Raw genomic sequence first — 25,511 nt, 5'->3', positions numbered from 1 at the left:
GGCTGTCTGTTCTTATTCTGTTCAAGGGATACGGGAAACTCCCGTTGTTTAACGCATCACGCCGATGACGCGCGGCGTCAGCGCACCGTAGTCATTGATAGTTCTGTAAGTAATCTCACCGCTCGCATCATCCGGAATTTTCACGCTGGTTTCGCCCAGCGGTGGCACCAGCGTGTTTTCCAGCCCGCGCGTACCCACGCTAAGCTCGGTAACCGTCAGGTAATACGGTGAAGGGTTGATAAGCGTGAGCTTGCCAGCGCGGCGACTAAACGTCAGTTTCTGAGCAGCCTCTTCCGGCGGCATGGCAAGCTTAGCCGGGCGATAGTAGAGCTTGATACGGCTGATAATCGCCAGCTGCAGGGTGTTGTCGTTGAGCTTAGATTTGTCCATCGCCGGAATCGCTTTGACGTTCATCCAGAACAGGCTTTCTCTGTCTTGCGGCAGTTGGTTATTGGAGGCGTCGAGAATGCGTAAGGTGTTCTCTTTTTTTCCCTGCATCGCAAACAGCGGTGGCGTCACCACAAAGCGCCCGTCTTTGGTGCCCGCCGCGTTTTCCACCCATGACTGGATCAAGTAGGTGCCGTTTTCATCGGTGTTGGTGACCGCCAGCGGAACCTGCTTTTGCCCGGCCGGGTAAATGACCCGAGTTGCCCCCAGCGCCACGCCCGCTTCCGCGCGCGAAACCAGCCCGGTTACCGCCATCAGCAGCCCGAACACCATCATCAACGTTCTTTTCATGTTTACCCTTGTTGTACTCACCGTCATATCCTGCGTTCGGTTAATTACTGGTAGGTCAATGCAAACCAGGCCTGCGCATTGGCCGTACCGCCGACGACCTGTCGAGCGGTCGATCGGTACTTCGCCACAAAGTGCAGCGTGGTCGGTCCATCGTGGAGCCGTACCCAGCGCACGGGATCATCATTCAGCGCAATTCGTCCGCCCTGATCATCAAACAGTGCGATACCAATGCCGCTAGCAATCCCCGCGCCTTCACCCACCGAGAGCACGTTCGGGTCTTTGCCATCAGCAACGCCCTGAAATGACACGCCGACGTGTTGACTGACTTCGGTGCTGCAATCTTCAAGATGAATATCAAAAGCAATCGGGTTGGACTCTTCGCCTACCGCATGAAAACGATGGCTGCTCACCTGCCCCATTTTTACCGTCATCAGGCGGTCACCCGCCGCGACGCTACAGGCTTCAGCGACGACGACGCCCTGAAAGCGCATATTTCCGCCGAGTACCGTCACGTTCCAGTGATTTCCTGCCAGCGCTACGGCTGGCAACATAGAAGCCAGCAGCCCCCATTTCATCCATTGCATCGTTATCATCTCCGTTCCTTCACGGATAACTGGGCCCCCCTGGCCCCGAACGTCGTCCCTGCCGAATGGGTTACTCGTACTGCACTTTGAAGGTAGCGTCTGCGTTCGCCGAACCTGCAGTGGCCGCACCGGTGGCGTAGTAACGTGCCTGGAACGGAATCACGTTGGTGCCATCGTTCAGGGTGGTCGCGGTGCTGAAGGTGGCGCCATCTAATGCCAGCGGTTTGCCTTTGTTGTCGAGGATCTGAATACCGACGTTAGACGCGCCGCCGGACGCTGAACCTTGCAGCGCCAGAACGGTGGTATTGGTGGTATCAATCGCCGTGCCGGAGAAGGCAACTGACGCTTTAGTAGAAACGGTGGTATCGCAGTCGTTCAGCTGGATGTTAAAGCCCACTGCGGAGCTGGTGCTGCCCGCCGTCGCCAGTTTTGCGGAACGCACCTGGCCCATCTGCACGGTCTGGTCGATAGAACCGGCGTCGACGGCGCAGGCAGCGTTAACCACATCACCTTTAAAATGAACGGTACCGCCATTTACAGTCGTGGTGTCCGCCGCTAATGCAGCCGCTGAAGCCATAGACAGCGCAGAGATAATAACCAGCGCAACTTTATTAATTCCCATAAAACCTACTCCTTATTAATAGAGAATCTTATTCTCATTTTGTTAAAAACAGCGATGAAGGGTGATGAGGTAAGCATCACCAGATACGCATTTATTACTTAAGTGAAATTTCCTTACTCGTGGCAATAGTGCCATTGCTGACCACCCGCAATGGCACTACCACCGTCGATTGAGCTTAGAAATATCGAGATAAAAAGAGAGCGCCGCAGCATTATTTCCGCGTAAGCCAAACATCCTTTTTGTTTTCTGCCTCAAATAATAAATATGCTTTTCACTAAACCCTGCTAGCTTATTTATTTGGGATACTGAATACCCTTCGCATAGGTAGCGAAAAACAATCAGCTCCTTCTCAGAGAAATCTCTCCGATCGTAAATAGATTTGCCCGCTTTATACAGGCATGCATACCGATCTGAAAATCCTATCTTTTCAGAAACTAACCAAGGGAAAGGCCCCTGAAAATCGCACCCGGAAGAAGCTTCCATCTTGTATAGCAGTACAATTCGACAACGAGAAGTCGGTGAAGCCAATAAACTAAGTATTCGATGCCGCTCTACAACATCCGAAATATAAACAACGAAGATATCCCTAGCCGATGTGCGTAAGTAGCACCTCGACCGCAATTGCCGAGAATGGATCGTTGAAACGTTGCCGTCCTGGATAACATCATCATCCTGTAATGCCAAAAGAAAAAAACTGTTATCCGAGATAATACATTGCCTCATATATTACCCCACCGTCCTGGTCTGAGTTTTTATCTCATATTCCCGGTTCCTGATTCTATAAATCCGTTCGCTAAAATTCGGTTTAATTATATACGCAGTGAATATATATCGTCAAAAACGATCAATTAATTATTATTGATAGATATAATCAATTGATCTAATGAATATAGATCGTCTTGATCGATCAATTATTAAATAAAAACAAGTAGATCAATGAAATAGATAATCGTATTTTAGGATTTTTCCATTAATAAGATCTTATTACTACTGATACGCCCGCCATGAGATTTGTAATTTTATGTAAAGAGCGTGTTCAGATTCATAATTTAACTTATTTTTCACATTCCTATAAATTGATCTAAATCAATTAACAACAGTAAAACAAAAATACAATTATTGATCCAAACCAAATTTACCCAATAGATTTAGTCTATTAAGGGTAGTTATTGTCGTAATAAAACCCCTCAATGGGAGTATAGATGTGGTTTTGCAGTAAGGAGGGATAGGGAGCGGCGGGAAATGACCAATGACGACAAGCGCAGCCCATAATAGGCGCTGCGCTGTAAAATAGATTCAACGTTGCTATTTCAGGCTTTCAACCACGGCATGCGCCAGCGTTTCCGGGCAGGCAAACCCTGACTCCACACGATGTGTCAGCAGTTTAGATCCGTACTGGCGGGTAATCTGCGGCAGGCAGGCATCGTGGAACGCTTTAAGATCGGCAAAATAGTCCAGCGTATATTCGCTCTCACCCGCCCGGCCACGCGCCATGCAGGCGTTAAAGCACGCCTCCACGTCCCTATCCACGTAGACCACCAGGTCAATCTGCGGGTAGCTCTTCAGGTAATGCTTAATCTGATAGAAATAGGACATATAGCGGGCCGAAGGCTGTTCGGTCATCAGGAAATTCACGTGGCAGAACACGATATCGCTAAACAGCGAACGCTCAATCACGTAGTTACCGTCCGGAATATCCTGTAAAAGCGCCTGGCGGCTGCGGGTAATATAAAGCTGGAACGCCACTCTCGCATCCGCATCGCGAGGGTTTTCAACAAAGACCTGCAGCAGTTCGAGAAATACCGGGTCTTCATCCACCGGCTCTCGAATGACTTTCCAGCTGGCGCCCGTTTTCTCAGATAGCGCCTGAGCCAGAGGTTCAAGCAGCGTGGTTTTTCCTGCGGCAATATTTGCCTCAATGGCGACAATCTTCATGTCAGCCCCCTGATGAATTAACGAATTGATGCGGCGTCAGCAGGACGCTCCGTGTGGTTTGCGTGACAATCAGGCCCTTCGCAGTATAGATATTCCTGATATTCGGCAACGTGGAGTACAGGCTGTTCACGGCAGCACTCCTGCTCGCCGTAATCGACTCGCGTCGATGCGTTGGTGAAGAATGACATCATGGCGTTTTACACTATCAGGAGGGCTTCCCCATCAACGATGATGGGGAAGCGGTAGAGTTAGGATTTTTTCGCACTGTAGACTTCGTCGCCGGTGAATTCAGGTTCGGCCCAGAAGTTAATGTTGAACTGCGCATCGTCGGTCATCTCGATACGGTGCCAGTACTGTGGTGGGCTGGTCGCGAAGCTACCGGCATTAATCACCACTTTGACCTCCGGCTCGGTGGCATCGCCATCGGCGAAACCGTAGTAGGTCACCGTACCTTCCATGACGCAGAGCTGGCCGAAAATACCGGCGGCAGTGTTGTGGTGGCTGAGCAGCGCAGCAGGCACGTTTTCTTTCGTAAAGAATGGGGTGGAACGTTTGATGGTCCAGTTTTTTGGAATTCTGAGATGGCTCATAATGACCTCCGCTTCATAAGATGCATTTAAAATACATCTTATGAATTTCACTGTAAAGGCTTTATTGCGAATAAATCTCATTACCACGAAGTTATTCTGCTACCAGAAACGACAAAACCAGCCTGGCGGCTGGTTTCGTGGTGACGGTTTGTGCGTCCTATGCTTTGGTTATCAGCACCGGTACGCTCTTGTAGGCTGGCGTCAAACTTTTAGTGTCCACCGCATCCAATGAGAGCAGTACATTCGCTTCCGGCAGGTAGGCACCAATCGATCCGGTCGCCATGCTGTACACCACCACTGTCAGGCCGTACATCGTTCGGCCTTCGCTCGGCTTGCCGTGATCGTCCAGCGCCTGAATATTAATCACATCACCTTCAACAAGCCCGCGCGCATCGGCTTCCGCTTGACTTAAGAACGCCACGTCGCGGCGACCGGTGATCCCACGATAGCGGTCGTTCATGCCATAAATGGTGGTGTTGTACTGATCGTGGCTGCGTAATGTTGCCAGCACCAACGCATCAGCGGGCTGCTGCTCGCGCTCCACGGCACGCTGGCGGCTCACCACAAAGTTGGCCTTGCCGGTGGGGGTATTCCACTCACGGCGTGAGGCTGGCGTATCCATGCGGAAACCGCCTGGCTCAGCAATGCGGGCGTTATAGTGGGCAAATGCCGGGATCACGTCGGCAATCGCGTCGCGGATCAGCGCATAGTCTCCCATCATCGCTTCCCAGTTCACCGGGGAGTGCGGCAAAGTGGCGCGCGCCATCTCCGCCACAATCGCCGGTTCTGACTTCAGCCAGCGCGAGGCCGGTTTCAGCGCCCCGCAGGAGGCGTGCACCATCGACATCGAATCTTCCACAGTCACCGACTGGATCCCGCTAGCCTGCATATCGCGCTCGGTTCGGCCCAGCGCTGGCAGCAGGTAATTGTGCTTCGCCATCAGCAGATGCGAACGGTTAAGCTTGGTGGCGACGTGTACCTGCAGGTCGAGCTTTTTCATCGCCTCGAAGGTGCGCTGGGGCTGCGGCATCGCCACCGCCAGATTACCGCCCATGCAGATAAGCGCTTTGGCGTCGCCACGTTCAATAGCGCGAATGCTCTCCACGCTGGAGCGACCGTGTTTGCGAGATACGCTGATGTTAAAGCGCCCTTCGAGCCGTACCAGAAACTCCTCTGATGCCGCTTCGTTAATTCCTACCGAGCGGTCGCCCTGCACGTTGGAGTGACCGCGCAGCGGGCAGATCCCTGCCCCTTTCTTGCCCATATTGCCCTTCAGCAATAGCAGGTTCACCAGCTGCTGGACGTTCTCCGTGCCGTTCTTGTGCTGGGTGATGCCCAGCCCGTAACAGATGATGGTGGCGTTCGATTTGTCGTAACGGTCGGCGAGGTCTTCCATCTGGCTACGAGTCAGGCCGGAGTCTTGTTCCAGTTCCGCCCAGCTACAGCGATGCAGGTCGTCGTACAGTTCCTGATAGCCGTGGGTATGCTCAGCCAGAAACGCGCGGTCGAGGCACGGTTCCTGACCAAGCAAAATCCGGGCTTCATCCATCTCGATCAGCGCTTTCATGATCCCTTTGAGCAGCGAGGCATCGCCGCCCATTTTCACCTGGTAGTATTCGTTGCTGAGGGTGGTGGCGTGACCTTTGAGCATATCCGTTGGGCTTTGTGGGAAGCTAAAACGTTCAAGCCCCCTTTCCGCCAGCGGGTTGATAGAGATGATGCGAGCGCCACGCTGCGCCACTTCACGCAGCGTGGTGAGCATGCGCGGATGGTTGGTGCCTGGGTTGTGGCCGATGCAAATCACCAGGTCACAGTGTTCGAAATCGTCGAGTTCAACGGTGCCTTTACCCAGGCCAATAGCGGGCGTCAGGCCCGCACTGGTCGGCCCGTGGCACATATTGGAGCAATCCGGGAAGTTGCTGCTGCCGTATTCGCGGGCAAACAGCTGGTAGAGGAATGCCGCTTCGTTGGAGGTACGCCCGGAGGTATAAAACTCTACCTGTTCTGGGGAAGCCAGGCTGCGCAGCTGCTCGCCGATTTCCGCGAAAGCTATCTGCCACTCCACCGCCTGCCAGGTGTCGGTGGCAGTGTCGTATTTCATGGGGTGGGTCAGGCGGCCAATGTTTTCCAGCGCATAGTCGCTGTAATGCCACAGTTCAGCCACCGTATGCTGGCGGAAAAATTCCGGGGAGGCTTTCTTGCTGGTCGTCTCCCAGGAAACGGCCTTCACGCCGTTTTCGCAAAGCTCCATCGGTGAACGGTGGCCTGGGTCTGGCCAGGCGCAGCCGGGACAATCAAAACCTTTGACCTGGTTCATGCGGAACATCGCGATGATATCGCGTGCGACGGCCTTTTGTGAAAACACCGAGGCGGTCACCGCTTTGACCGCACCCCATCCACCCGCTGGCCCTTGATAGCCGCTTACACCTGGAACGACATTGCTCATTTTTACCGCTTATTTTGTACCCAATTTCAATGGGGAATACGGTAGCAAGTTCACTGGCGTAAAGATTTCCTCTTCACGAGGTACGCCCGCCCTACAATGAACGGGTTAGAGAGGGATTCCCTTCTGGTAGCAGATAGCGCTCTTATCCGGGTGGATTGCAGCGGAGAAATGCGCCACGCTAAAACGAAAATCTGCGGCCTAAGTGAAATCAGACATTATCTTTTGCCCGTTAACATCATCAGGATTTCATTTGATAAAGACCCCAGGAAAAAGTAGTTGATCTGATAAACGCTAGCTCTTATTTTCTTCTCAGTTTTCTAATAGGGTCCTACGATGTCTACCATTACAGCCAACAGTATTAGTGAAGCGAAAGAATTAATTACCTGCGGAAAATATAAGGAAATCATTCTTAATTTCGATATTGATGCCGACAGTTTCTTTACCCTCGCCAGCGCCCCGCATGATATTAAAATAACCCTCACGGATAGCAATAATCACGCTGCGGAAATAGCAGAATAATAAAAAAATAAATCGGGATATGGGTATGTTGTTATTTATGGGTACCGCAGCGGCGGCCTTTCTGGCCTCGCTAATGCTTATCTGGGTTGATGACCGGATGGCTGACCAGGATTAAGAGAAGTGACTCCGCGCTAGCGTTCAGCGCGGAGTACGAGCAGATTACAGTGATTTCGCCAGGCGTTCCACGGCGGTCATCAGCCCTTCCTGTGATACCGTCGAGTACGACAGACGCAGGGTACGGGTATCCGGATTATCGTTGTAGAACGCTTCACCCGGCACATACACCACGCCGTTTTCCAGCGTTTTTTCCAGCCACTTCATGGTGTCGAATGGGTAGCGGAAGCGCGCCCACAGGAACATCCCGCCCTTCGGACGGCTGAACTCGATATGTTCGCCCAGACGGCTTTCCAGCGCGTCGGCCAGCGCATCACACTTCTTACGGTAGTCTTCGCGGATAAGCGCAATCTGGTTTTCCAGGCGGCCCAGACTCAGGTATTCAGCGGTAATCACCTGCGACAGCATATTGGTGTGCAAATCAGCGGCCTGCTTGACGATCACCGTCTGCTGCGCCAGCCAGTCCGGCATCACAATCCAGCCAATGCGCATGCCCGGCGCCAGAATTTTAGAGAAGGTTGAAGTGTAGACCACCTGATCTTCGCAGCCCAGTTCCACCGCGTGCTGGTACAGCGGGCGCTGCACTTCATCGGTAAAGCTGATTTCACCGTACGGGTCGTCTTCGATGATGACGAAATCATGTTGCTTCGCCAGTTCTACCAGACGGCGACGACGGTCGTCGCTCAGGGTTTTACCACCTGGGTTACCAAAGGTTGGCACCAGATAAACGGCCTTCACGCGGGTGGTGGCAAGCAGTTCGGCGAGCTGTTCCACCAGCATGCCGTTGTCGTCGGTATCGACGCTCAGAATGTTGGCCTGCGCCAGCTGGAAGACCTGTAGCGCCGCCAGGTAGGTTGGGCGTTCGACGACAATCGCATCGCCCGGGTCGAGCAGCGTACGGGCCACGATATCCAGTGACTGCTGCGAGCCAGAGGTGATATACACATGGCTTGCCTGACAGGCCACACCGCGCGCCTGGCACAGTTCGCTGACGGCCTGACGCAGCGGCGGGTAGCCTTCGGTCAAACCGTACTGGAATGCGTCGTTAAAGCGTTCGCTCATCACCTTCTGCACCGCCAGCTCCAGCCCTTCGGTATCAAAAAGCTCCGGGGCTGGAATGCCGCCACCGAGAGAAATCACGCCGGGCAGTTTACTGTGTTTTAAGAGTTCGCGGACGGCGGAGGGTTTGAGTTCACCCGCGCGCACGGCGAGTCGCCGATCGTGCATATTCATTTCCTTTTCTGTCTTGTTGTTGTGTTTATTGCAGGCTTTCTTTTACCGTAGCCCGGCCGAGCAACGCGACGCCGGGAACATCCCCGGAGTCGGCGCGTTTAACGCCTCGTCCGGGCTACTCACCTTTATTCGTTATCTTTTATTACCACCAGCGGTTCAATATCGCTCTCTTTTTTAATCACCAGAGATTCGTCACCGCGTAAACAGGTGCCGCCATAATTACCGCCGACGGTAAAGGTACATACCTGAATATATTTTCCTGCGACGTTTGGCAAGCACCAAAGTTGCTGGTAAATATTTTTTCTATCAACAAATTTACCGCTGGTTTGATCCAGTAACCGATCGTTCCCGCTGACCAGGTCGATATTACTGCCGCAGCGACCGGAAATAGGCTTAATCGCATAACCCGTTTTTGCCAGGTGTTCGCTCACTTCAAAATCGGTATCCAGCAGATATGGATGATTCGGGAACAGCGACCACAGCACCGGCAGAATCGCCTTGTTGCCCGGGATAACCGTCCACAGCGGCTCAAAGACCATCACTTCCGGGCGCAGCAGCACATCAATCAGCCGCACTTCGTTATCCGGGTTACCGGTGCGAATCGGCACGGCGGCGTATTCATCTTCGTCAACCTCACGCACCTGTTCGATGGCGGTTTCCCACGCCCAGGTTTTCCACACGCAGTTCACCAGACGACCATCCCCGTCAATCAGTTGACCGGCAGCGTCCCAGCGCAGCTCGTCCAGGCCATAGAGAATTTTGCTCTCAAAGCCCGCCTGTTCAAGGGCACGCTGCATAAACTGGGCGTGGTAATTCTCTTCCAGATCGTTGTCCTGCATGATGTGCACGAACGGTCGCGCCTGGCTGTGTTTCCACGCCCCCACCAGTTCGCCCAGCAGGTCTTCTGCCGGGTTATGGCCATTGCCGCGATAGCCGGTTTTCAGCCACTGTTCGAGGATCAGGCCACCTTCGGTGTGGCAGGAGGCGGAGTCGGCGTTGTACTCGTAAACCTTCAGCCCGCGCTCGTCCATGCAGAAGTCCATGCGCCCGGTGATCATATCGTGGCGACGGCGCTGCCAGGATAGGCGCAGACGCGGCCAGAGGATTTTCGGGATGTCGAACAGCGCCAGCAGGTTGTCATCACGCATCACTTTGTCGGTGGCGTGGAGATACATCAGGTGCATCTCGTTGGTTGCTTTGATCAGCTCCTGCTCAGCGCTTTCGGTCATGGTGAAGTACTGATACGGATCGGCGTTAATCACGTGACCGTTGGCGGCGATATAGGCCTGCTGGAGCGAATCTTTTTCATCCAGCCATTTACCCTCAAACTGGCCTTTGTTCTCCAGTCGCGCCCCGCCAAGCTTCAGCGCTTCACCGGCAATGGCGGGCTGCGGCAGGCCGTAGCGTGCGTCGTCGGTCTGAATCATCCAGCCCAGAATGGTGGTGTCGTCAAAGGTGTCCTGCAGCGTGTAGTGACCGTCTTTAACCTCGAGCGTCAGCTCACGGGTCCACTGCTGGCCTGCGGGCAGCGGCGAGTGCAGTACATTTTGCTCCGCAATGCGCACCTTGTTGCCCAGCAGTTGCGTCACCACCGCCACGTGGCCGGTTTCATTAAACTCACCGCCCTTTTGCCAGATCAGCAAAGAGCCGACGAGCGGCGCACGGCGGGAGCCGTTAGCAAACGCCTGAAGCGGGAGAATCGCGTCGTTCACCACCTGGCGCAGATAGCGCAGCGAGAAGATCTCGTAGGCCATGCCAACGTCGGTGAAGACAAATCCGTAGTTGATAAACAGGAAACGGCGGGCGAACTCGACGCACTGCCACTTGTGGCCCATGTATTCGTTGTCGATGTAGCTACGAAACGATGCGTCATCAGGCATGTCGCCCGGTTTTAAGCTGCTGTAATTTGAAGAGTAAATCGCTACGCCACCCGGCGCATACCCCAACAACGTGCCAAATGGGGCGTCACTATTGGTACTTCCCTTGCTCATGAACCTTCCTCAAACATACCGTGCGATTTTCTCGCCCGCACGTTGAAATTAATCCAACAAAAGTGGATTAATCATACACCCGTGTATGCGAGGATGACCCATCGGGGGCAAAAATATTCATCCGAAAAATGCACACTTAACCATCAGGAGTCCACATGAGTTTACAGGCACAACCGCTGGTCTGGGGCCACGGCGCACGCACGTTTGAGGTGTTCCTGGAGCCAACCTGCCCGTTTTCCGTTAAGACTTTCAACAAGCTGGACGCGCTGCTGGAACTCGTCGGTGAAGAGAACGTCAGCGTCAAAATTCGCTTACAGTCACAGCCGTGGCATCTATTTTCCGGGGTGATTGTTCGCTGCATTCTGGCCGCTTCCACGCTGCCGGACGGCAAAAATGCAGCGCACAAAGTCATGAAAGCGGTAGCCGACCATCGCGAAGAATTTGAGTTTACCGACCACTGCAGCGGTCCGAATATGGACACCACGCCGCGGGAAATTATTGCCCGTATTGAACGCTACAGCGGTGTGCTGCTCGCCGACGCCTTTGCCGAGCCGGCGCTGCAAAAAGAGATTAAGTGGCATGCGCGTTATGCCCGCCAGAACGGCATTCACGTCTCCCCGACCTTTATGGTTAACGGGCTGGTACAGCCAGACCTGGGCAGCGGCGACGACGTCAGCGTCTGGGCGGCACGGATTTTTGCCTGAAGCTGCTAAACTTCACTACCTCAACACATCATCAAAATAAGGCGAGCGATTATGTCAGAGAACACCTATCAGCCACCCAAAGTCTGGGAATGGAATCAAAGCAACGGCGGCGCATTTGCCAACATCAACCGTCCCATTTCCGGTGCCACTCATGAACAAGCGCTGCCGGTAGGCCATCATCCGCTCCAGCTTTACTCCCTGGGCACGCCAAATGGCCAGAAAGTGACGATTATGCTGGAAGAGTTGCTGGCGGCGGGCGTAACGGAAGCGGAATACGACGCGTGGCTGATTCGCATTGGCGAGGGCGACCAGTTCTCCAGCGGCTTTGTGGAAGTGAACCCGAACTCGAAGATCCCGGCCCTTAGCGACCACTCCACCACGCCGCCAACCCGCGTGTTTGAGTCCGGCAATATCCTGCTCTATCTGGCGGAGAAATTTGGTCACTTCCTGCCAAAAGATCCGGCCGGGCGTACCGAAACCCTGAACTGGCTGTTCTGGCTGCAAGGCTCAGCCCCGTTCCTCGGCGGCGGTTTTGGTCATTTCTATAACTACGCGCCGGTGAAGATTGAGTACGCCATCAACCGCTTCACCATGGAAGCAAAACGTCAGTTGGACGTGCTGGATAAGCAACTGGCGCACGGGCGCTACGTGGCGGGTGAAGAGTACACCATCGCTGATATCGCTATCTGGCCGTGGTACGGCAACGTGGTGTTGGGGAATGTGTACGGGGCAGATGAATTCCTGGATGCGCAGAGCTACAAAAACGTGATGCGCTGGGCGCAGGACATCGCCAGCCGTCCGGGCGTGAAGCGCGGTCGTATCGTCAACCGTACTAATGGCCCGCTGAACGAACAGCTGCACGAGCGTCATGACGCCAGTGACTTCGATACCAATACCGAAGACAAGCGTCAGCAATCATGATGAAAAGCCGGGTGCCTGGCACCCGGTTTTATTGACCTTCCAGCCGGTAGCCCGCCATAAAGTAGCGAACGGTGGTGCTGGAATCATGCTCTTTGAAGAAATCCATCACCATCTCTTTATCCAGCCCGTAGCGGCGCGTCAACACCCCCGCCTCCCAGGCACTCAGCTGACGGTCACCGGTTTTCTCAAACATACGGTGTGAAAAGCCCAGCACAAAGCCACGCTTATAGTCGGTGCAAAACCCGACCACCTTCTGCGCGCTGTCGGCATAAGGCGCCTTCAGTCCCGCAATTAACCCTTTGCCAAAATGGTTGTCCATCTCTACACCCTCAATCGTTATATATAAAATTATATAGCGATTTTTTGAGCGATGGCTAGCGCTATTTAAGGACTACTCACAAAGAGGAATAGCGTGCGTATTTTTCGTCCTCATCCACGACAGTGTGATCGGCACAACGGGCGTGCATCACAAAAATAAGTACGCTGGGAACAGTGTTTCAAAATAAAAAGAGAAGGAGACCTTATGGCCTGGCAAGCAAACCCAGCCCGTTACCAACAGATGCAGTATCGCTACTGCGGCCGCAGCGGTTTACAGCTTCCGGCACTGTCCCTCGGCCTATGGCACAGTTTCGGCCATATCGCTGCCATCGACGGCCAGCGCGCGCTGCTGCGCAAAGCCTTTGACTGCGGCATCACCCATTTCGATCTGGCGAATAACTACGGGCCACCGCCGGGCAGCGCCGAGGAGAACTTTGGTCGCCTGCTGCGGGAAGACTTTGCCGGGTATCGCGATGAGCTGATTATCTCTACCAAGGCCGGTTACGACATGTGGCCAGGGCCTTATGGTTCCGGCGGCTCCCGTAAATATCTGCTGGCAAGCCTCGACCAGAGCCTGCAGCGCATGGGGCTGGAGTACGTGGATATCTTCTATTCCCACCGCGTCGATGAGAAAACGCCAATGGAAGAGACCGCCGCGGCGTTAGCGCAGGCGGTGCAGAGCGGGAAAGCGCTCTACGTAGGCATCTCCTCCTACTCTTCCGAACGCACCCAGGCGATGGTGGAGCTGCTGCGCGAGTGGAAGATCCCGCTGTTGATCCATCAGCCTTCTTATAACCTGCTTAACCGCTGGGTGGATAAGAGCGGCCTGCTGGATACTCTTGAGCACAACGGCGTTGGCTGCATTGCTTTTACCCCGCTGGCGCAGGGGCTGCTGACCGGCAAATACCTGAACGGTATCCCGGAAGGTTCCCGCATGCAGACGGAAGGAAAAAAAGCGCGCGGCCTGACGGAGAATATGCTGAGCGAGAGCAACCTCAACAGCCTGCGTCTGCTCAACGAGATGGCGCAGCAGCGTGGTCAGTCGATGGCGCAGATGGCGCTAAGCTGGCTGCTGAAAGACAGCCGCGTGACCTCGGTGTTGATTGGCGCAAGCCGCCCGGAGCAAATTGAGGAGAACGTGAAGGCGCTGGAGAACCTAAGCTTTACGGCAGAAGAGCTGGCGCAGATTGATAAGCATGTCGCCGATGGGCAGTTGAATTTGTGGCAGGCGTCGTCAGATAAGTAGCAAACCCCGGCGGCGCTTCGCTTGGCCGGGCTACAGGGAATGTAGCCCGGGCGAGGCGTTCACGCCGACCCCGGGGATGTCGAAAGGCTATTTTTTCCCGCGAGTCAGGCTATCCAGATAGCCCATCACAAACGCCGACAGCACAAACGTCAGGTGGATAATCACGTACCACATCAGCTTGTTGTCCGGCACGTTCTTAGCATCCATAAACACGCGCAGCAGGTGAATAGAAGAGATAGCCACAATCGATGCAGCAACCTTGTTCTTCAGCGAGGTGGCATCCATCTTACCCAGCCAGTTGAGCTTCTCTTTGTGCTCGCTGATATCCAGCTGCGACACAAAGTTTTCATAGCCGGAAAACATCACCATCACCAGCAGCCCGCCCACCAGCGTCATATCCACCAGCGACAGCAGCGTCAGGATAAGATCCGCTTCCGCCATACTGAAGATATTCGGCAGAACGTGAAGGATCTCCTGAAAGAACTTCAGGGATAACGCCAGCAGCGCCAGCGAAAGACCAAAGTAGACCGGGGCCAGAATCCATCGCGATGCGTACATCGCATTTTCCAGAAAACGTTCCATAATGTCCTGTTCGTCAGTCAAATTCGGCCTAGTATATCGCAACTATGCAACATCATAACAACAGATGTAATCACACATCATGGGGACGAATAAACGGACGCCGATAGTCAGGCCACACCAGCCCTACCAGTTCCGGATAAGCTTCGTGAGCGAACTCCTGGTAACACTGCTTTAAGCTCTCCACCACTGGATCGACCGGCGCAACGCGCTCGCCTTTGAGGCAGCGACGTTTGATTTCATCATAATACTCATACACCGCGCCGTTGAGGTTGCGGCAGCGATCCTGCGCTTCGAACAGCCCAGGCGTCTCTTTTAGCTCGTCTATCGACATGCGCTTGATGGTGGATTGCAGGAAGTCGATATACTCATGATTAATACGCCAGTACCACACCGGGGTGATACTGCTCATCAGGCTGGCGAAATGATTTTCACCTTCATCTTTGCTGAGTGGCGCAGGGGCCAAAGGCGTAACGGTTTCATTATTGGTATCAGACGATTCGTTATTTTGACCATACAGAAAAATTAAAATAACGGCGGTGAGTAGCAGCAACACCATCACAAAATAAATAATACCGCTCATGGTTTTCTCCACTTTTTTTGATTTTAAAAGTGCACCATGATAATGTCAACGAACCTCACTATAATAAAAAACACTTTCCAGCCATTCGAAAGATGACAGGTATATGATCGCTGAAACCCTTATCCCAGCCCGCTTCTGTATCTCTGCCGTAGACGGCGAGCCTCAGGAGGTAAAGGCCAGCACGCAGGCAGAGCCGGAAAAGGCTTCGCTGGCAGACTGGCAGGATGAGATATTGATAAGCGGTGGTCAATCACGTAACCCATTGCTGGAAGAGCGCGATCGTCATATTAAGGACAGATTATATCGCGTTGCAAAAATTGAAGCCTTTGCCCTTATGCTAAATAACCTGGTTGTTCAGGGGGAGATCTCCTCACTGGAGTTAAGTCAAATTATTGAGTTAAAAACCCAGGAGATAAATGATAATGGCAATGAAATTTGGCTTAATTTAATGACGCAGGAAAAAGTCACGCCGCTGTTTTATAATTTAACGGATAAGTAAGTATGAAACTTGTCGATGTTAATCAGGCTAATATATCGTTAAGCCCACCGGTAAGCGACGAGACGCTCCTGCAACGTAACCTTCAGGTATTGCGCGAAGAAAAAAGCGCCGAGGGCCGCCGCATCTCCAGCCCATCCGTGCCGCTCACCGCCGCGCTGGTCAAAATGAAGTGGAAGAATCGCCGCGAAATTTATGCCTACCAGGTGAAAGAAGAGATCTTCGGTGCCGCACTATGCGAAGTGATGGAACGCTATCCGCACCTGCGCGATAAAATCCTCGCCCATACCGAAGCCAGCTATCAGCATGTGCTGCACCGCGAAACCGCGACCCTTGAAATCAGCCGCGGCCTCGCCGATGGCGACTACCGGACTTCCAACGTCATCCTTAAACTCGATAAAGATGACGAGAAGCGCCCGGATCAGCCGGTAATCTCCGTCGCAAAGTAGTCAAACCCGCAGCTCCCCTGCGATGCCGCAGCTTCCAGCGTCAGCGCGACAAGCCCCACTTTAGCCCCCACCCATTTACCTTTGCCCGCCGCAAACGGCGGTGTCACCGACTGCCAGTTTCCCTCAGGCTCACGCCAGGCGAAGCGGCAAATGCCTCCTCGGGTCACGCTGACCTGTAGCTCGCAGCGCCCAGCGTTCAGCGGCGCGATAACCTGACGGCTTTCGCGCACGATACCGGCATCGCTCATCCAGCCCGTCACCCAAAGCAGCTGATGCTGCCCGTCCCGTCTCTCCAGCAGCAGCGCCGCGTAGCGCTCGCCGTAGATAATCAGACCGCCCGCATCACCGTTTTCCGCCGCCTTCAACGTCAGCGACGTCCGGGCGGTAAACTGCCAGGCGGGGAATTTTTGCAGCAGCAGGTTAGGTAGCCAGTAAAAGTTGCCTTTATCCTCACCCTGCGGCAGCGGACAGCAGCGTAAATTGAGGCGGTCGTTGCCCGGCAGCAGCCAGTCTGCACGCGGGTTAGCCTGCCATTGCCACTGCAGGCCCGGTACGCCGTGCACGAAGCTATCGTCGGTTTGCGGCAAGCCACGCGGCGACGGCGGCAGGCTTGTCGGACGCGCCCAGCGCATCACCGGCTGCCCTTCCCCTTCATCGCCCATCGGTTCACCGATACGCGGCCAGCCATCCTGCTCCCAACGCATCGGCTGCAGGTGAACAATCCGCCCATAGAGGTGCGCATCCTGGAAGTGCACAAACCAGCATTCACCGTCGTCCAGCTCCACCCAGCCGCCCTGATGCGGGCCATTCACCGGCGTGTCGCCCTGGAACAAGACGTTTCTGGCCTCCCACGGACCGGTCATACTGCTGGCGCGCAGCACGGTTTCCCAGCCCGTCTCGACGCTGCCCGCTGGGGCGAAAATGTAGTACCAGCCGCCGCGCTTATAGACTTTCGGCCCCTCCAGCGTCGGCTGATCGCAGCTGCCGTCATAGATGATGCGCCCTTCGCCCAGAAGAGAAGTACCGTCAGGCGACATGGCAAACAGCTGCAGCTTATGCTTGATGCCGCTGCGGCTATGGGCAAAAGCATGCACCAGCCAGGCGTCGCCGTTATCATCCCAGAACGGGCAGGGGTCAATCCAGCCTTTCGCGGGCTGCACGCAGTGCGGCGCGCTCCATTGACCCCAGGGATCGTCAGTCTGGCACATGAAAATGCCTTCATCCGGCGTGCTGAAAAACACCCACAGCTTATTGTCATGCCAGCGAATCGAGGGGGCCCATACGCCTTTTCCCGGCTGATATTCGTCGTAGCCCGGCAGCGGCAGCGCGTCGAAAACGTGGTTGATAATCTGCCAGTTGACCAGGTCCGTCGAATGCAGAATCGGCAGCGCGGGCATATGGTTAAAACTGGAGGAGACCATAAAGAAGTCATCCCCGACCCGGACGATATCCGGGTCCGAATAGTCTGCGCACAGAATCGGGTTCTGATATTCAGATTGCGTCATCTCACCCTCCTCAGGCTTTACTCAATTCGCCGTCAACCGCGTGCGGCTCCGCGGTTGTCGCCGGAGAACCTGCCTGCTGGCGAGCGGAGAGGTCACGTTGAATCATCGCCATTTTCTGGTCGTCGAGCTTATAGAAGCGGGACAACCACCACAGCACCAGATAAGAGAGCGATGGCCCAAGCGTCAGCAGGCCAACGATGCCCATCGTCGCCATCGGCGTTTGTTCGCTGACGCCCGCCTGATAGCCAAACAGCCCCAGCGAGAAGCCCACTACCGCACCGGCTACCGCCATGCCCATTTTCAGCGCAAACAGGTTGCCGGAATAAGAGAGGCCAGTAATGCGGCGACCAAATTTCCACTCGCCGTAGTCGGCGGCGTTGGCCATCATGTTCCACTTAAACGGTTGATACATCTGGTGGAAGAAGCCGACGAGGAAATAGAGCGGGAAGACGACCGGCAGCCAGGTCGGCGGCACAAAGAACATCACCACGCCCACCGCCACCAGCAGCAGGTTGATATTTTTGAACAGCGAAACCGCGCGATATCGCTTCGCCAGCCAGCCGGCGGCAATACTGCCGATAATGGTGCCGACGACGCTGGTTGAGACAAAGGCCGACTTCATCGCCGTCCCCGCCGCGGACTCCACGCCGCCCATCATCAGGTAAGTGGCGTAGTAGAGCGTGGCGGCGCTGCGCATTACGCCCGCCATACTGGAGAAGAAGGTAATGATCGCCACGATCCGCCACTGATCGTTCGCCAGCAGCGAACGCAGATCTTCACGGATGCTCCCCTGCTGCTCAACCGCTGGCGCCACGCGCTCTTTGGTAGAGAAGAAACAGAACGCCAGCATCACGATGGCAATCACTCCCATAATCCCCATGGTGGCCTGGAAGCCGAACTGCTTGTCCTCTTTGCCGAGATAGTCGACCAGGAACAGCGTTGCCACGGAGACCATCAGCCCGGCAATTGAAGAGATGGTGAAGCGGTAGGACTGCGCCGACAGACGATCTTTTTCGTCGCGAGTGATCACCCCGCCCAGCGCGCAGTAAGGAATATTGATAAAGGTGTAGCACAGCATCAGTAAGGTGTAGGTCAGGTAGGCGTAAACCAGCTTACCCGAAGCACCAAAGGCGGGCGTGGTGAAGGTCATCACCGCCAGTACCGCGTAGGGAATGGCAAACCAGATAAGCCACGGGCGGAAGTGGCCCCAGCGGGTTTTAACCCGGTCGGCGACGATGCCGGTCAGCGGGTCGGTGATGGCGTCCAGCACGCGGGTCACCAGGAACATCACCCCTACCGCCGCGGCGGAGAGGCCGTAAATATCCGTGTAAAACCAGGTCAAAAACATCGTTACAGAAGAGTAGACGATGCCGCAAGCGGCGTCGCCCATGCCATATCCCAGCTTTTCTGCGATAGACAATTTGCTGTCATTTGCCACGAGAATATCCTCCGGAATTGAAGAGGCTTCAATGTAGGAGGATGCCTAAGACAATCATATTGTCATTTTTCGTACTGGTATTACGTTTTCTGGCAACTGCGGAAGTTGTCACATAACTGGATGATTTATCATACCACTTTCATTTTTGTGACCTTACACCAGGCGGAAAACGGAAATCGCCGACTTCAGTTCGCCGGTATGACGCTGCTGCTGATGCGCCACCTGAATGGTTTGGGCCACGTGCTGGATGTTCTCCTGCACGCTGGCATCGATGGTGGCAATGCTGCCTTTCATCTGCAGCACGCTGGTTTTCTGCTGGTCGCTCATTGAGAACAACACATCGACGCAGGGCTGCAGGCTGTCGATATTGCTGATAATCGACGCCATCGTTTTCCCCGCCCGTTCAACCTGCTCCGCTCCTTGATGGGTACGCTCGACGGAGGTAGCAATCATCTGGCGAATATCGCGGGCCGCTTCTTCGCAGCGCAGCGCCAGCGTACGTACTTCGGCGGCTACTACCGCAAAGCCTTTGCCGTGCGCGCCCGCCCGCGCCGCCTCAACGGAAGCGTTCAGCGAGAGAATATTGGTCTGGAAGGCAATACCGTCGATAAGCTCAAGAATCCCGTTGATTTTCAGCGACTCATCGCGAATATGCGCCATTGAGGCCATCGCCGAGCGAATATTCTCCCCGCCCTCCTGCGCTACGCCGCTCGCCTGCTCCGCCAGCGTTCGCGCTTCGCTGGCCTTCTCGCTGGTGAGCGACGCCGCCCCGGCAAGCTGTTCCATGGCGCTAGCGGTGACCGCTAGCGAGCGGGCCTGGTTATCCGTACGCTCAGAGAGCGCAGTGTTGCGCTGGAGCAGCGTTTGCGAGGCTTCCAGCAGTTCAGAGACATTGCCGCTGACCTGCTCAAGGGTATTTCGCATCGCATCCAGTGTCAGGCTAAAGGTACGGGCAAACGGAGAGCGGCTGGTTTTGCTGTCACGCTCAAGCGTCAGGAAGCCCGACTCGCGGTTAATCACCGAGGCCAGCTTCGCCACTTCGCTGGCCGAGCGGGCATCCTGCTCCATCCGCACCGCCAGCAGCACCAGAAATATCGTCTGCGCGACAACGTACAGCCCGTGCATCACCACCATTTCCAGCCCGGTATGCATGAATACGGTAATATTGAACAGGCCATATTCCTGTAAATAATTAAACACCAGATGATGTACGGCAATAACAGCCGCGCCCATAATTAATGGTCGCCAGTCTCGCCATGCCAGCAGCGCAGAGAGCAATACAAACACCGAGAAGTGGTATTCGGTTTCACCACTACCCAGTTGAATAAGCAGCGCGGAATAAGCCATCATAATAAAGGCGTAGACCAGCCGGGTAATTAATCTGCCGGGAAAAAGGAGCGTCATCAATGTGCCCAGTACAGAAAGCAGCGTTGCCGCCAGCAGCGCCAGGCTGAGGTCATCGTTCATCGCCCCGACGCCTAGCGAAACGCCCCACATCACCCAGGCCAGCACCATCAGCAGCCGGTCCGCTCTGCGGCGAATAGAGGATAAAGAGAACAGATCCTGAGACAGCCCGTTGGGCTGCCACAACGTCATTATTGCCATGATATATTCCGCCCGCGCAGGTGTCATTTCACATCATATTATTGTTAGCGTTCAGAATTAAGCGTAGAGGGGTTATTTATCGCTAGCCAGTATATTGTTAGAAATATACCGACAAGATTAAGCCGCACTTAATTTTATTTAACAGCGGGTTGGAATAGATAAGACTTAAGGGAAATATTATATTGCCGGGGCAATAATAACGGATGGCGCAGAACGCGCCATCCGGGATACTTATTTTTTCGCGACGGTTTCTTCGCCAACGAGGCCAATCTTCAGATAGCCCGCCTGGTGCAGGGTATCCATGACCTTCATCATCGTTTCGTAGTCCACGGTTTTATCCGCGCGGAAGAAGATGGTGGTATCTTTCTTACCTTCCGTGAGCGTATCAATCGCCGTCACCATGTTGTCGTCGGTGATAGGATCATTGCCGAGGAACATCGATTTGTCCGCCTTCACCGACAGATAGACCGGTTTATCCGGGCGAGGCTGCGGTTGGCTGGATGACGCTGGCAGATTCACTTTGACATCGACGGTTGCCAGCGGCGCGGCAACCATGAAGATAATCAGCAGTACCAACATGACATCGATAAACGGCGTCACGTTGATATCATGCATTTCGCCATTATCGTCCAGATTTTCATTAAGACGCATTGCCATGGGGCGTTAACCTACTCGTAATTTCTGGGCGGTACGCACCGGATGTACGCCGCTGGCGCTGAGGTCCAGGTCACGGCTTTGCAGCAGCAGAACCTGCGCCGCAACGTCGCTCAGGTTGGCTTTAAAGCCGCCAATCAGACGCGCAAAGATGTTATAGATGACCACCGCAGGAATCGCGGCGAACAGACCAATCGCGGTCGCCAGCAGCGCTTCTGCAATACCCGGCGCCACAACCGCCAGGTTAGTGGTCTGGGTCTGGGCGATGCCGATGAAGCTGTTCATGATACCCCATACGGTACCAAACAGGCCGACGAACGGGGAGATAGCACCGATGGTCGCCAGGAAGCCGTTACCACGGCCCATATGACGACCCACGGCCGCCACGCGACGTTCCAGACGGAAGCCGGTACGTTCTTTAATGCCTTCGTTATCTTCGGAACCCGCAGAGAGCTCCAGCTCGTTCTGCGCTTCGTTGATTAACTGGGAGCTCAGGCTATTGGCATCAAATGCGCCTGCCATTTCAGTCGCCTGATTCAGAGAACGCGCATCCGCTAACAGTTTCTGTTCGCGCTTGAGGCGGCGCTTATGGGAAAGAAGCTCAGCACCCTTGCTGAAGAAAAGAGCCCAGGTGACGACGGATGCCAGTATCAAGCCAATCATGACCACTTTAACCACGATGTCGGCATGATGATACATACCCCAAACGGAGAGATCCGCCTGCATCAAATTATTACCCACTGTGTATCTCCAGGACATAAATCACAAATTCTGAGCACAATAATATCAAAACATCGTCGAATTGATAGTAGTTCTCATTAGTATTTACATATTGACCCAAATCACACTTATTTTCCTTGCGCTTACGCAGTAAAAAAGTTTTCAGCCGGTTTTTTAGCAAAATTTTCTGCTGTTCGCGCAGGTAACGGTAGATCCCACGCGCAATCGTGTTAATTTAGCCATCCAGACGTATAAAAATAGGCAGATAAAAAATGGCAGACAAGCACCTCGATACCGCGCTGGTTAACGCCGGACGCAGCAAAAAATACACTCAGGGATCGGTGAACAGCGTCATTCAGCGCGCCTCCTCGCTGGTGTTCGACACCGTCGCCGCCAAAAAACATGCGACCCACAACCGCGCTAACGGCGAACTGTTCTACGGCCGTCGCGGCACCCTCACCCACTTCTCATTGCAGGAAGCGATGTGTGAGCTGGAAGGCGGCGCTGGCTGCGCGCTTTTCCCATGCGGCGCGGCAGCGGTCGCCAACACCATTCTGGCGTTTGTGGAACAGGGCGATAACGTGCTGATGACCAACACCGCCTATGAACCAAGCCAGGACTTCTGCACCAAAATTCTCGGTAAGCTGGGCGTCACCACCAGCTGGTTCGACCCGATGATCGGCGAAGGGATTGCCGAGTTGATTAAGCCCAACACCAAAATCGTGTTCCTGGAATCCCCTGGTTCTATCACCATGGAAGTGCACGATATTCCGGCCATCGTTGCCGCCGTGCGCCGCGTCGCGCCTGAAGCGATCATCATGATCGACAATACCTGGGCGGCGGGGATTCTGTTTAAAGCGCTCGATTTCGGTATCGATATTTCTATTCAGGCCGGCACCAAATACCTTATTGGCCATTCGGATGCGATGGTCGGGACGGCGGTATCTAACGAACGCTGCTGGGCGCAGCTGCGCGAAAACGCCTACCTGATGGGCCAGATGCTCGATGCCGACACCGCTTATATGACCAGCCGCGGTCTGCGTACGCTGGGCGTGCGTTTACGTCAGCATCATGAAAGCAGCCTGAAGGTTGCCGAATGGTTGGCGCAGCAGCCGCAGGTTGAGCGCGTGAACCACCCTGCACTGCCGGGCAGTAAAGGGCATGAATTCTGGAAGCGTGATTTTACCGGCAGCAGCGGCCTGTTCTCGTTCGTGCTCAAAAAACGCCTCAATGATGAAGAACTGGCAAACTACCTCGATAACTTCTCGCTGTTCAGCATGGCCTACTCCTGGGGTGGATTTGAGTCGCTGATTCTGGCGAATCAGCCGTCCGAGCTCGCCAGCATTCGTCCGGAAGGAAAAATCGATTTCACCGGCACGCTGGTGCGCGTCCATATCGGTTTAGAAAACGTTGACGATCTGATTGCGGATTTAGCGGCAGGATTTGCCCGCATCGTGTAACATGGCCTCAGCCCGGTAGCCTAGGCCATCGGGTGGGTTAACACTGTTTTTGATGCGTCGGTCAGGCGCGTCACCGATGTTGAGAACAGTCGGTCCCCGAAGTGATTGACCACCGTCGGCGTAAACCGTTTCCGCGTTGTTGTCAGTAAATCAGAACAGCGCGGCTTCATTTGTTGCGCACGCGATCAAGGTGTTCTTAATCTTTCGGGCGTACAATAAGCAAAAACGCTGTTCCACAGGAATGTTCATGGTCGTTATTCAAGATATTGTCGCCGCGCTTTGGCAGCACGATTTTGCTGCTCTGGCGAATCCGCACGTCGTGGGGGTCGTTTATCTGGTCATGTTTGCCACTCTGTTTCTGGAAAATGGCCTGCTTCCCGCTTCATTCTTACCCGGCGATAGCCTTCTGCTATTAGCGGGCGCGCTCATTGCGAAGGGCGTGATGGGCTACGTCCCCACTATTGCCATTCTGACCGCAGCCGCCAGCCTCGGCTGCTGGCTGAGCTATATTCAGGGTCGTTGGTTGGGTAATACCCGCGTGGTGAAAGGCTGGCTGGCGCAGCTGCCGGATAAATACCATCAGCGCGCAACCTGTATGTTTGACCGTCACGGTCTGCTGGCGCTGCTGGCGGGGCGTTTCCTGGCGTTTGTCCGTACCCTGCTGCCAACGATGGCAGGTATCTCCGGTCTGTCGAATCGTCGTTTCCAGGTGTTTAACTGGCTGAGCGCGCTGTTGTGGGTTGGCGTGGTGACGAGCTTAGGCTATGCCATTAGCATGATCCCGTTCGTCAAACGTCATGAAGATCAGGTGATGACCTTCCTGATGATTCTGCCCATCTTCCTGCTGGTTGCCGGGCTTCTGGGCACGGTGATTGTGGTGATTAAGAAGAAGTATTGCGACGCGTAATATTGTGTAGCCCGGCCGAGCAGCGCGACGCCGGGAATGGCTTCCGAGCTACCCCGGGGTCGGCGTAAACGTCTCGCCCGGGCTACGAATTACATTCCCCGCAGCCTTGCTGCATCCTCTCCCGGCGTCGTGCCGAAATAACGCTTAAACTCCCGGCTGAACTGCGACGCGCTTTCGTATCCCACCTGCATCGCCGCGGCGCTGGCCTTCAGCCCGTCATGTACCATCATCATCCGCGCTTTATGCAAACGATAGGTCTTCAGATACTGTAGCGGTGACGTGCTGGTCACCGACTTAAAGTTGTGGTGAAACGCTGACAGGCTCATATTGGTCTCAGCGGCAAGCTGGTCCACGCTGAGCGTTTCGGTGTACTGACTCTCGATACGCTTGAGCACCCGACTAATCTGGCTGAAATGGGTCTGGCGGCTAACCAGCGCCATTAACGCACCGCCTCGCGGCCCGGTCAGCACGTGGTAGAGCATCTCCCGAATAATCTGTTTCCCCAGAATGCGCGCGTCCAGCGGGCGCTCCATCACGTCCAACAGGCGTTCCGAGGCGCAGAGAATCTCTTCGGAGAGCGTGGCTGAGTTAATCCCACTTTCCGCCATCGACGACGGGTGAAACAGCGGGTCCTCGCCGATATCCATCAGCAGCTCCTGTAGCTGCAGAATATCGACATCCAGGCGTAACCCGGCCAGCGGCGCATCCTCAGTCGCAAAAGTTTCACATTCGAAGGGTAAAGGTACTGTCAGCAGCAGATATTCGTTGGCATCGTAGCGGAAGGTGCGCTCGTTGATATAGCCAATCTTATAGCCGGAAAAGAGAAAAACGATGCCCGGGCGATACATCACCGGCGTGCGCCCGCTCGGCTGATTACCATAGATAAGCTGAATATCCGGCAGCAGGGTTCTCAGGTTTTGTTCGTTATTTTTCAGCTGCTTAATCTTTTCTGTCAGCAGTGCACAGATCTCTTCACGGTTCATCAACGAGGGCTCCAGGTACCTTTTCTAACGCTTTCATTGTGGCTTTGTTTAACGCATTTCTCCAGAGCTATGGAGAAATGGGCAAGACAATCGCAGAAATGTGCATTGAGAGGTACGACAACGAAGACCACAATGATGTCATTCGGCGATGACCCCTCACCGCCCTCTTTT

General features: G+C 54.5%; 25 protein-coding genes. 8 read left to right on the top strand and 17 right to left on the bottom strand.

The features are described from left to right. Positions 1–48 precede the first annotated feature (48 nt). The 6 genes from V6944_RS09665 to V6944_RS09640 all read right to left on the bottom strand — a co-directional run bounded on the left by V6944_RS09665 (position 49) and on the right by V6944_RS09640 (position 6,915). Positions 49–759, bottom strand: coding sequence for a fimbria/pilus periplasmic chaperone (locus tag V6944_RS09665; RefSeq protein WP_333498789.1), 711 nt, complete (start codon positions 757–759; stop codon positions 49–51). A gap of 23 nt (positions 760–782) precedes the next feature. Continuing rightward, complete coding sequence (locus tag V6944_RS09660) at positions 783–1,322, bottom strand: fimbrial protein (RefSeq protein ID WP_333498865.1); 540 nt, start codon at positions 1,320–1,322, stop codon at positions 783–785. 70 nt (positions 1,323–1,392) lie between these two features. Continuing rightward, the gene (fimA, locus tag V6944_RS09655) at positions 1,393–1,944 is read right to left on the bottom strand and encodes a type 1 fimbrial major subunit FimA (RefSeq protein ID WP_333498788.1); all 552 of its coding nucleotides are present in this window, start codon (positions 1,942–1,944) and stop codon (positions 1,393–1,395) included. 1,305 nt (positions 1,945–3,249) lie between these two features. Further along, a complete protein-coding gene (locus V6944_RS09650) occupies positions 3,250–3,879 on the bottom strand; it encodes a deoxynucleoside kinase (protein WP_333498787.1) in 630 nt (209 codons plus the stop codon). A gap of 248 nt (positions 3,880–4,127) precedes the next feature. Next, a complete protein-coding gene (locus tag V6944_RS09645; protein ID WP_333498786.1) occupies positions 4,128–4,469 on the bottom strand; it encodes a DUF1971 domain-containing protein in 342 nt (113 codons plus the stop codon). A gap of 157 nt (positions 4,470–4,626) precedes the next feature. Continuing rightward, a complete protein-coding gene (locus V6944_RS09640) occupies positions 4,627–6,915 on the bottom strand; it encodes an FdhF/YdeP family oxidoreductase (RefSeq protein ID WP_333498785.1) in 2,289 nt (762 codons plus the stop codon). A gap of 333 nt (positions 6,916–7,248) precedes the next feature. On the opposite strand from V6944_RS09640, the gene V6944_RS09635 reads away from it, so the two are divergent. Continuing rightward, complete coding sequence (locus V6944_RS09635) at positions 7,249–7,434, top strand: hypothetical protein (RefSeq protein ID WP_333498784.1); 186 nt, start codon at positions 7,249–7,251, stop codon at positions 7,432–7,434. A 159-nt stretch (positions 7,435–7,593) separates the two neighbouring features. Here V6944_RS09635 and V6944_RS09630 read toward each other — a convergent pair whose 3' ends face one another. Together V6944_RS09630 and gss are read right to left on the bottom strand one after the other, a co-directional pair. Then, on the bottom strand, positions 7,594–8,775 hold the full coding sequence (locus tag V6944_RS09630) for an aminotransferase-like domain-containing protein (protein WP_333498783.1): 1,182 nt from the start codon (positions 8,773–8,775) through the stop codon (positions 7,594–7,596). Positions 8,776–8,906: 131 nt separating this feature from the next. Beyond that, positions 8,907–10,772: a bifunctional glutathionylspermidine amidase/synthase gene (gene gss / locus V6944_RS09625; RefSeq protein WP_333498782.1), complete on the bottom strand. Its 1,866-nt coding sequence runs from the start codon at positions 10,770–10,772 to the stop codon at positions 8,907–8,909. Positions 10,773–10,927: 155 nt separating this feature from the next. Between gss and V6944_RS09620 the strand changes: the two genes are divergently transcribed. Beyond that, positions 10,928–11,476 carry a DsbA family protein gene (locus V6944_RS09620; protein WP_333498781.1) on the top strand — a complete coding sequence of 183 codons (549 nt, stop codon included), beginning with the start codon at positions 10,928–10,930 and terminating at the stop codon, positions 11,474–11,476. A 51-nt stretch (positions 11,477–11,527) separates the two neighbouring features. Beyond that, entirely contained in the window at positions 11,528–12,397 is an 870-nt protein-coding gene (gene yghU / locus V6944_RS09615) for a glutathione-dependent disulfide-bond oxidoreductase (RefSeq protein WP_333498780.1), read from the top strand. 28 nt (positions 12,398–12,425) lie between these two features. Here yghU and V6944_RS09610 read toward each other — a convergent pair whose 3' ends face one another. Next, a complete protein-coding gene (locus tag V6944_RS09610) occupies positions 12,426–12,716 on the bottom strand; it encodes a DUF2623 family protein (protein ID WP_185668353.1) in 291 nt (96 codons plus the stop codon). A gap of 204 nt (positions 12,717–12,920) precedes the next feature. Here V6944_RS09610 and V6944_RS09605 point away from each other — a divergent pair, with 204 nt between their 5' ends. Then, on the top strand, positions 12,921–13,961 hold the full coding sequence (locus V6944_RS09605) for an aldo/keto reductase (protein WP_333498779.1): 1,041 nt from the start codon (positions 12,921–12,923) through the stop codon (positions 13,959–13,961). A gap of 87 nt (positions 13,962–14,048) precedes the next feature. Here V6944_RS09605 and V6944_RS09600 read toward each other — a convergent pair whose 3' ends face one another. Both V6944_RS09600 and V6944_RS09595 read right to left on the bottom strand, forming a co-directional pair. Beyond that, on the bottom strand, positions 14,049–14,543 hold the full coding sequence (locus V6944_RS09600; RefSeq protein WP_185668355.1) for a TIGR00645 family protein: 495 nt from the start codon (positions 14,541–14,543) through the stop codon (positions 14,049–14,051). Between the two features lie 70 nt (positions 14,544–14,613). Beyond that, positions 14,614–15,123 carry an ESA_00282 family adhesion-associated protein gene (locus V6944_RS09595; RefSeq protein ID WP_185668356.1) on the bottom strand — a complete coding sequence of 170 codons (510 nt, stop codon included), beginning with the start codon at positions 15,121–15,123 and terminating at the stop codon, positions 14,614–14,616. Positions 15,124–15,226: 103 nt separating this feature from the next. Between V6944_RS09595 and V6944_RS09590 the strand changes: the two genes are divergently transcribed. Both V6944_RS09590 and V6944_RS09585 read left to right on the top strand, forming a co-directional pair. Continuing rightward, complete coding sequence (locus V6944_RS09590; RefSeq protein ID WP_185668357.1) at positions 15,227–15,622, top strand: hypothetical protein; 396 nt, start codon at positions 15,227–15,229, stop codon at positions 15,620–15,622. A 2-nt stretch (positions 15,623–15,624) separates the two neighbouring features. Continuing rightward, positions 15,625–16,068 (top strand): cytoplasmic protein, encoded by a 444-nt coding sequence (locus V6944_RS09585; RefSeq protein ID WP_333496140.1) that lies wholly within the window; start codon positions 15,625–15,627, stop codon positions 16,066–16,068. Here the strand turns inward: V6944_RS09585 and V6944_RS09580 are convergent. The 5 genes from V6944_RS09580 to exbB form a co-directional block, all read right to left on the bottom strand. After that, the gene (locus V6944_RS09580; protein ID WP_333498778.1) at positions 16,041–17,573 is read right to left on the bottom strand and encodes a glycoside hydrolase family 43 protein; all 1,533 of its coding nucleotides are present in this window, start codon (positions 17,571–17,573) and stop codon (positions 16,041–16,043) included. The genes V6944_RS09585 and V6944_RS09580 overlap by 28 nt on opposite strands. A 10-nt stretch (positions 17,574–17,583) precedes the next feature. Continuing rightward, positions 17,584–18,963 (bottom strand): glycoside-pentoside-hexuronide (GPH):cation symporter, encoded by a 1,380-nt coding sequence (locus V6944_RS09575; RefSeq protein ID WP_442910730.1) that lies wholly within the window; start codon positions 18,961–18,963, stop codon positions 17,584–17,586. A 201-nt stretch (positions 18,964–19,164) separates the two neighbouring features. Then, complete coding sequence (locus tag V6944_RS09570; RefSeq protein WP_442910726.1) at positions 19,165–20,616, bottom strand: methyl-accepting chemotaxis protein; 1,452 nt, start codon at positions 20,614–20,616, stop codon at positions 19,165–19,167. Between the two features lie 231 nt (positions 20,617–20,847). Next, entirely contained in the window at positions 20,848–21,273 is a 426-nt protein-coding gene (exbD, locus tag V6944_RS09565; protein WP_333496143.1) for a TonB system transport protein ExbD, read from the bottom strand. Positions 21,274–21,279: 6 nt separating this feature from the next. Beyond that, a complete protein-coding gene (gene exbB / locus V6944_RS09560) occupies positions 21,280–22,011 on the bottom strand; it encodes a tol-pal system-associated acyl-CoA thioesterase (RefSeq protein ID WP_333498776.1) in 732 nt (243 codons plus the stop codon). Positions 22,012–22,262: 251 nt separating this feature from the next. Between exbB and metC the strand changes: the two genes are divergently transcribed. Together metC and yghB are read left to right on the top strand one after the other, a co-directional pair. Next, positions 22,263–23,450: a cystathionine beta-lyase gene (gene metC, locus V6944_RS09555; protein ID WP_333498775.1), complete on the top strand. Its 1,188-nt coding sequence runs from the start codon at positions 22,263–22,265 to the stop codon at positions 23,448–23,450. A gap of 247 nt (positions 23,451–23,697) precedes the next feature. Further along, positions 23,698–24,357: a DedA family general envelope maintenance protein YghB gene (yghB, locus tag V6944_RS09550; protein ID WP_185668365.1), complete on the top strand. Its 660-nt coding sequence runs from the start codon at positions 23,698–23,700 to the stop codon at positions 24,355–24,357. Positions 24,358–24,446: 89 nt separating this feature from the next. Here yghB and V6944_RS09545 read toward each other — a convergent pair whose 3' ends face one another. Then, complete coding sequence (locus V6944_RS09545; protein ID WP_333498774.1) at positions 24,447–25,340, bottom strand: AraC family transcriptional regulator; 894 nt, start codon at positions 25,338–25,340, stop codon at positions 24,447–24,449. Positions 25,341–25,511: the final 171 nt, after the last annotated feature.

The organism is Kluyvera sp. CHPC 1.2972, from assembly GCF_036759925.1.
Lineage (GTDB): Bacteria > Pseudomonadota > Gammaproteobacteria > Enterobacterales > Enterobacteriaceae > Kluyvera.
The sequence above is the reverse complement of the archived record's forward strand: the minus strand, read 5'-3'. Positions and strand labels throughout refer to the sequence as shown.

Bases quoted from the DNA above. Each gene is read 5' to 3' on its own strand.
- V6944_RS09620 (WP_333498781.1), top strand. From the start codon at position 10,928: ATGAGTTTACAGGCACAACCGCTGGTCTGGGGCCACGGCGCACGCACG.
- fimA (WP_333498788.1), bottom strand. From the start codon at position 1,944: ATGGGAATTAATAAAGTTGCGCTGGTTATTATCTCTGCGCTGTCTATG.
- V6944_RS09545 (WP_333498774.1), bottom strand. From the start codon at position 25,340: ATGAACCGTGAAGAGATCTGTGCACTGCTGACAGAAAAGATTAAGCAG.
- gss (WP_333498782.1), bottom strand. From the start codon at position 10,772: ATGAGCAAGGGAAGTACCAATAGTGACGCCCCATTTGGCACGTTGTTG.
- V6944_RS09645 (WP_333498786.1), bottom strand. From the start codon at position 4,469: ATGAGCCATCTCAGAATTCCAAAAAACTGGACCATCAAACGTTCCACC.
- V6944_RS09640 (WP_333498785.1), bottom strand. From the start codon at position 6,915: ATGAGCAATGTCGTTCCAGGTGTAAGCGGCTATCAAGGGCCAGCGGGT.
- V6944_RS09580 (WP_333498778.1), bottom strand. From the start codon at position 17,573: ATGACGCAATCTGAATATCAGAACCCGATTCTGTGCGCAGACTATTCG.
- V6944_RS09605 (WP_333498779.1), top strand. From the start codon at position 12,921: ATGGCCTGGCAAGCAAACCCAGCCCGTTACCAACAGATGCAGTATCGC.
- metC (WP_333498775.1), top strand. From the start codon at position 22,263: ATGGCAGACAAGCACCTCGATACCGCGCTGGTTAACGCCGGACGCAGC.
- V6944_RS09595 (WP_185668356.1), bottom strand. From the start codon at position 15,123: ATGAGCGGTATTATTTATTTTGTGATGGTGTTGCTGCTACTCACCGCC.
- V6944_RS09610 (WP_185668353.1), bottom strand. From the start codon at position 12,716: ATGGACAACCATTTTGGCAAAGGGTTAATTGCGGGACTGAAGGCGCCT.
- V6944_RS09575 (WP_442910730.1), bottom strand. From the start codon at position 18,963: ATGGGCGACGCCGCTTGCGGCATCGTCTACTCTTCTGTAACGATGTTT.
- V6944_RS09600 (WP_185668355.1), bottom strand. From the start codon at position 14,543: ATGGAACGTTTTCTGGAAAATGCGATGTACGCATCGCGATGGATTCTG.
- V6944_RS09650 (WP_333498787.1), bottom strand. From the start codon at position 3,879: ATGAAGATTGTCGCCATTGAGGCAAATATTGCCGCAGGAAAAACCACG.
- V6944_RS09630 (WP_333498783.1), bottom strand. From the start codon at position 8,775: ATGCACGATCGGCGACTCGCCGTGCGCGCGGGTGAACTCAAACCCTCC.
- V6944_RS09585 (WP_333496140.1), top strand. From the start codon at position 15,625: ATGAAACTTGTCGATGTTAATCAGGCTAATATATCGTTAAGCCCACCG.
- yghB (WP_185668365.1), top strand. From the start codon at position 23,698: ATGGTCGTTATTCAAGATATTGTCGCCGCGCTTTGGCAGCACGATTTT.
- V6944_RS09570 (WP_442910726.1), bottom strand. From the start codon at position 20,616: ATGGCAATAATGACGTTGTGGCAGCCCAACGGGCTGTCTCAGGATCTG.
- exbD (WP_333496143.1), bottom strand. From the start codon at position 21,273: ATGGCAATGCGTCTTAATGAAAATCTGGACGATAATGGCGAAATGCAT.
- V6944_RS09660 (WP_333498865.1), bottom strand. From the start codon at position 1,322: ATGCAATGGATGAAATGGGGGCTGCTGGCTTCTATGTTGCCAGCCGTA.
- yghU (WP_333498780.1), top strand. From the start codon at position 11,528: ATGTCAGAGAACACCTATCAGCCACCCAAAGTCTGGGAATGGAATCAA.
- V6944_RS09590 (WP_185668357.1), top strand. From the start codon at position 15,227: ATGATCGCTGAAACCCTTATCCCAGCCCGCTTCTGTATCTCTGCCGTA.
- V6944_RS09635 (WP_333498784.1), top strand. From the start codon at position 7,249: ATGTCTACCATTACAGCCAACAGTATTAGTGAAGCGAAAGAATTAATT.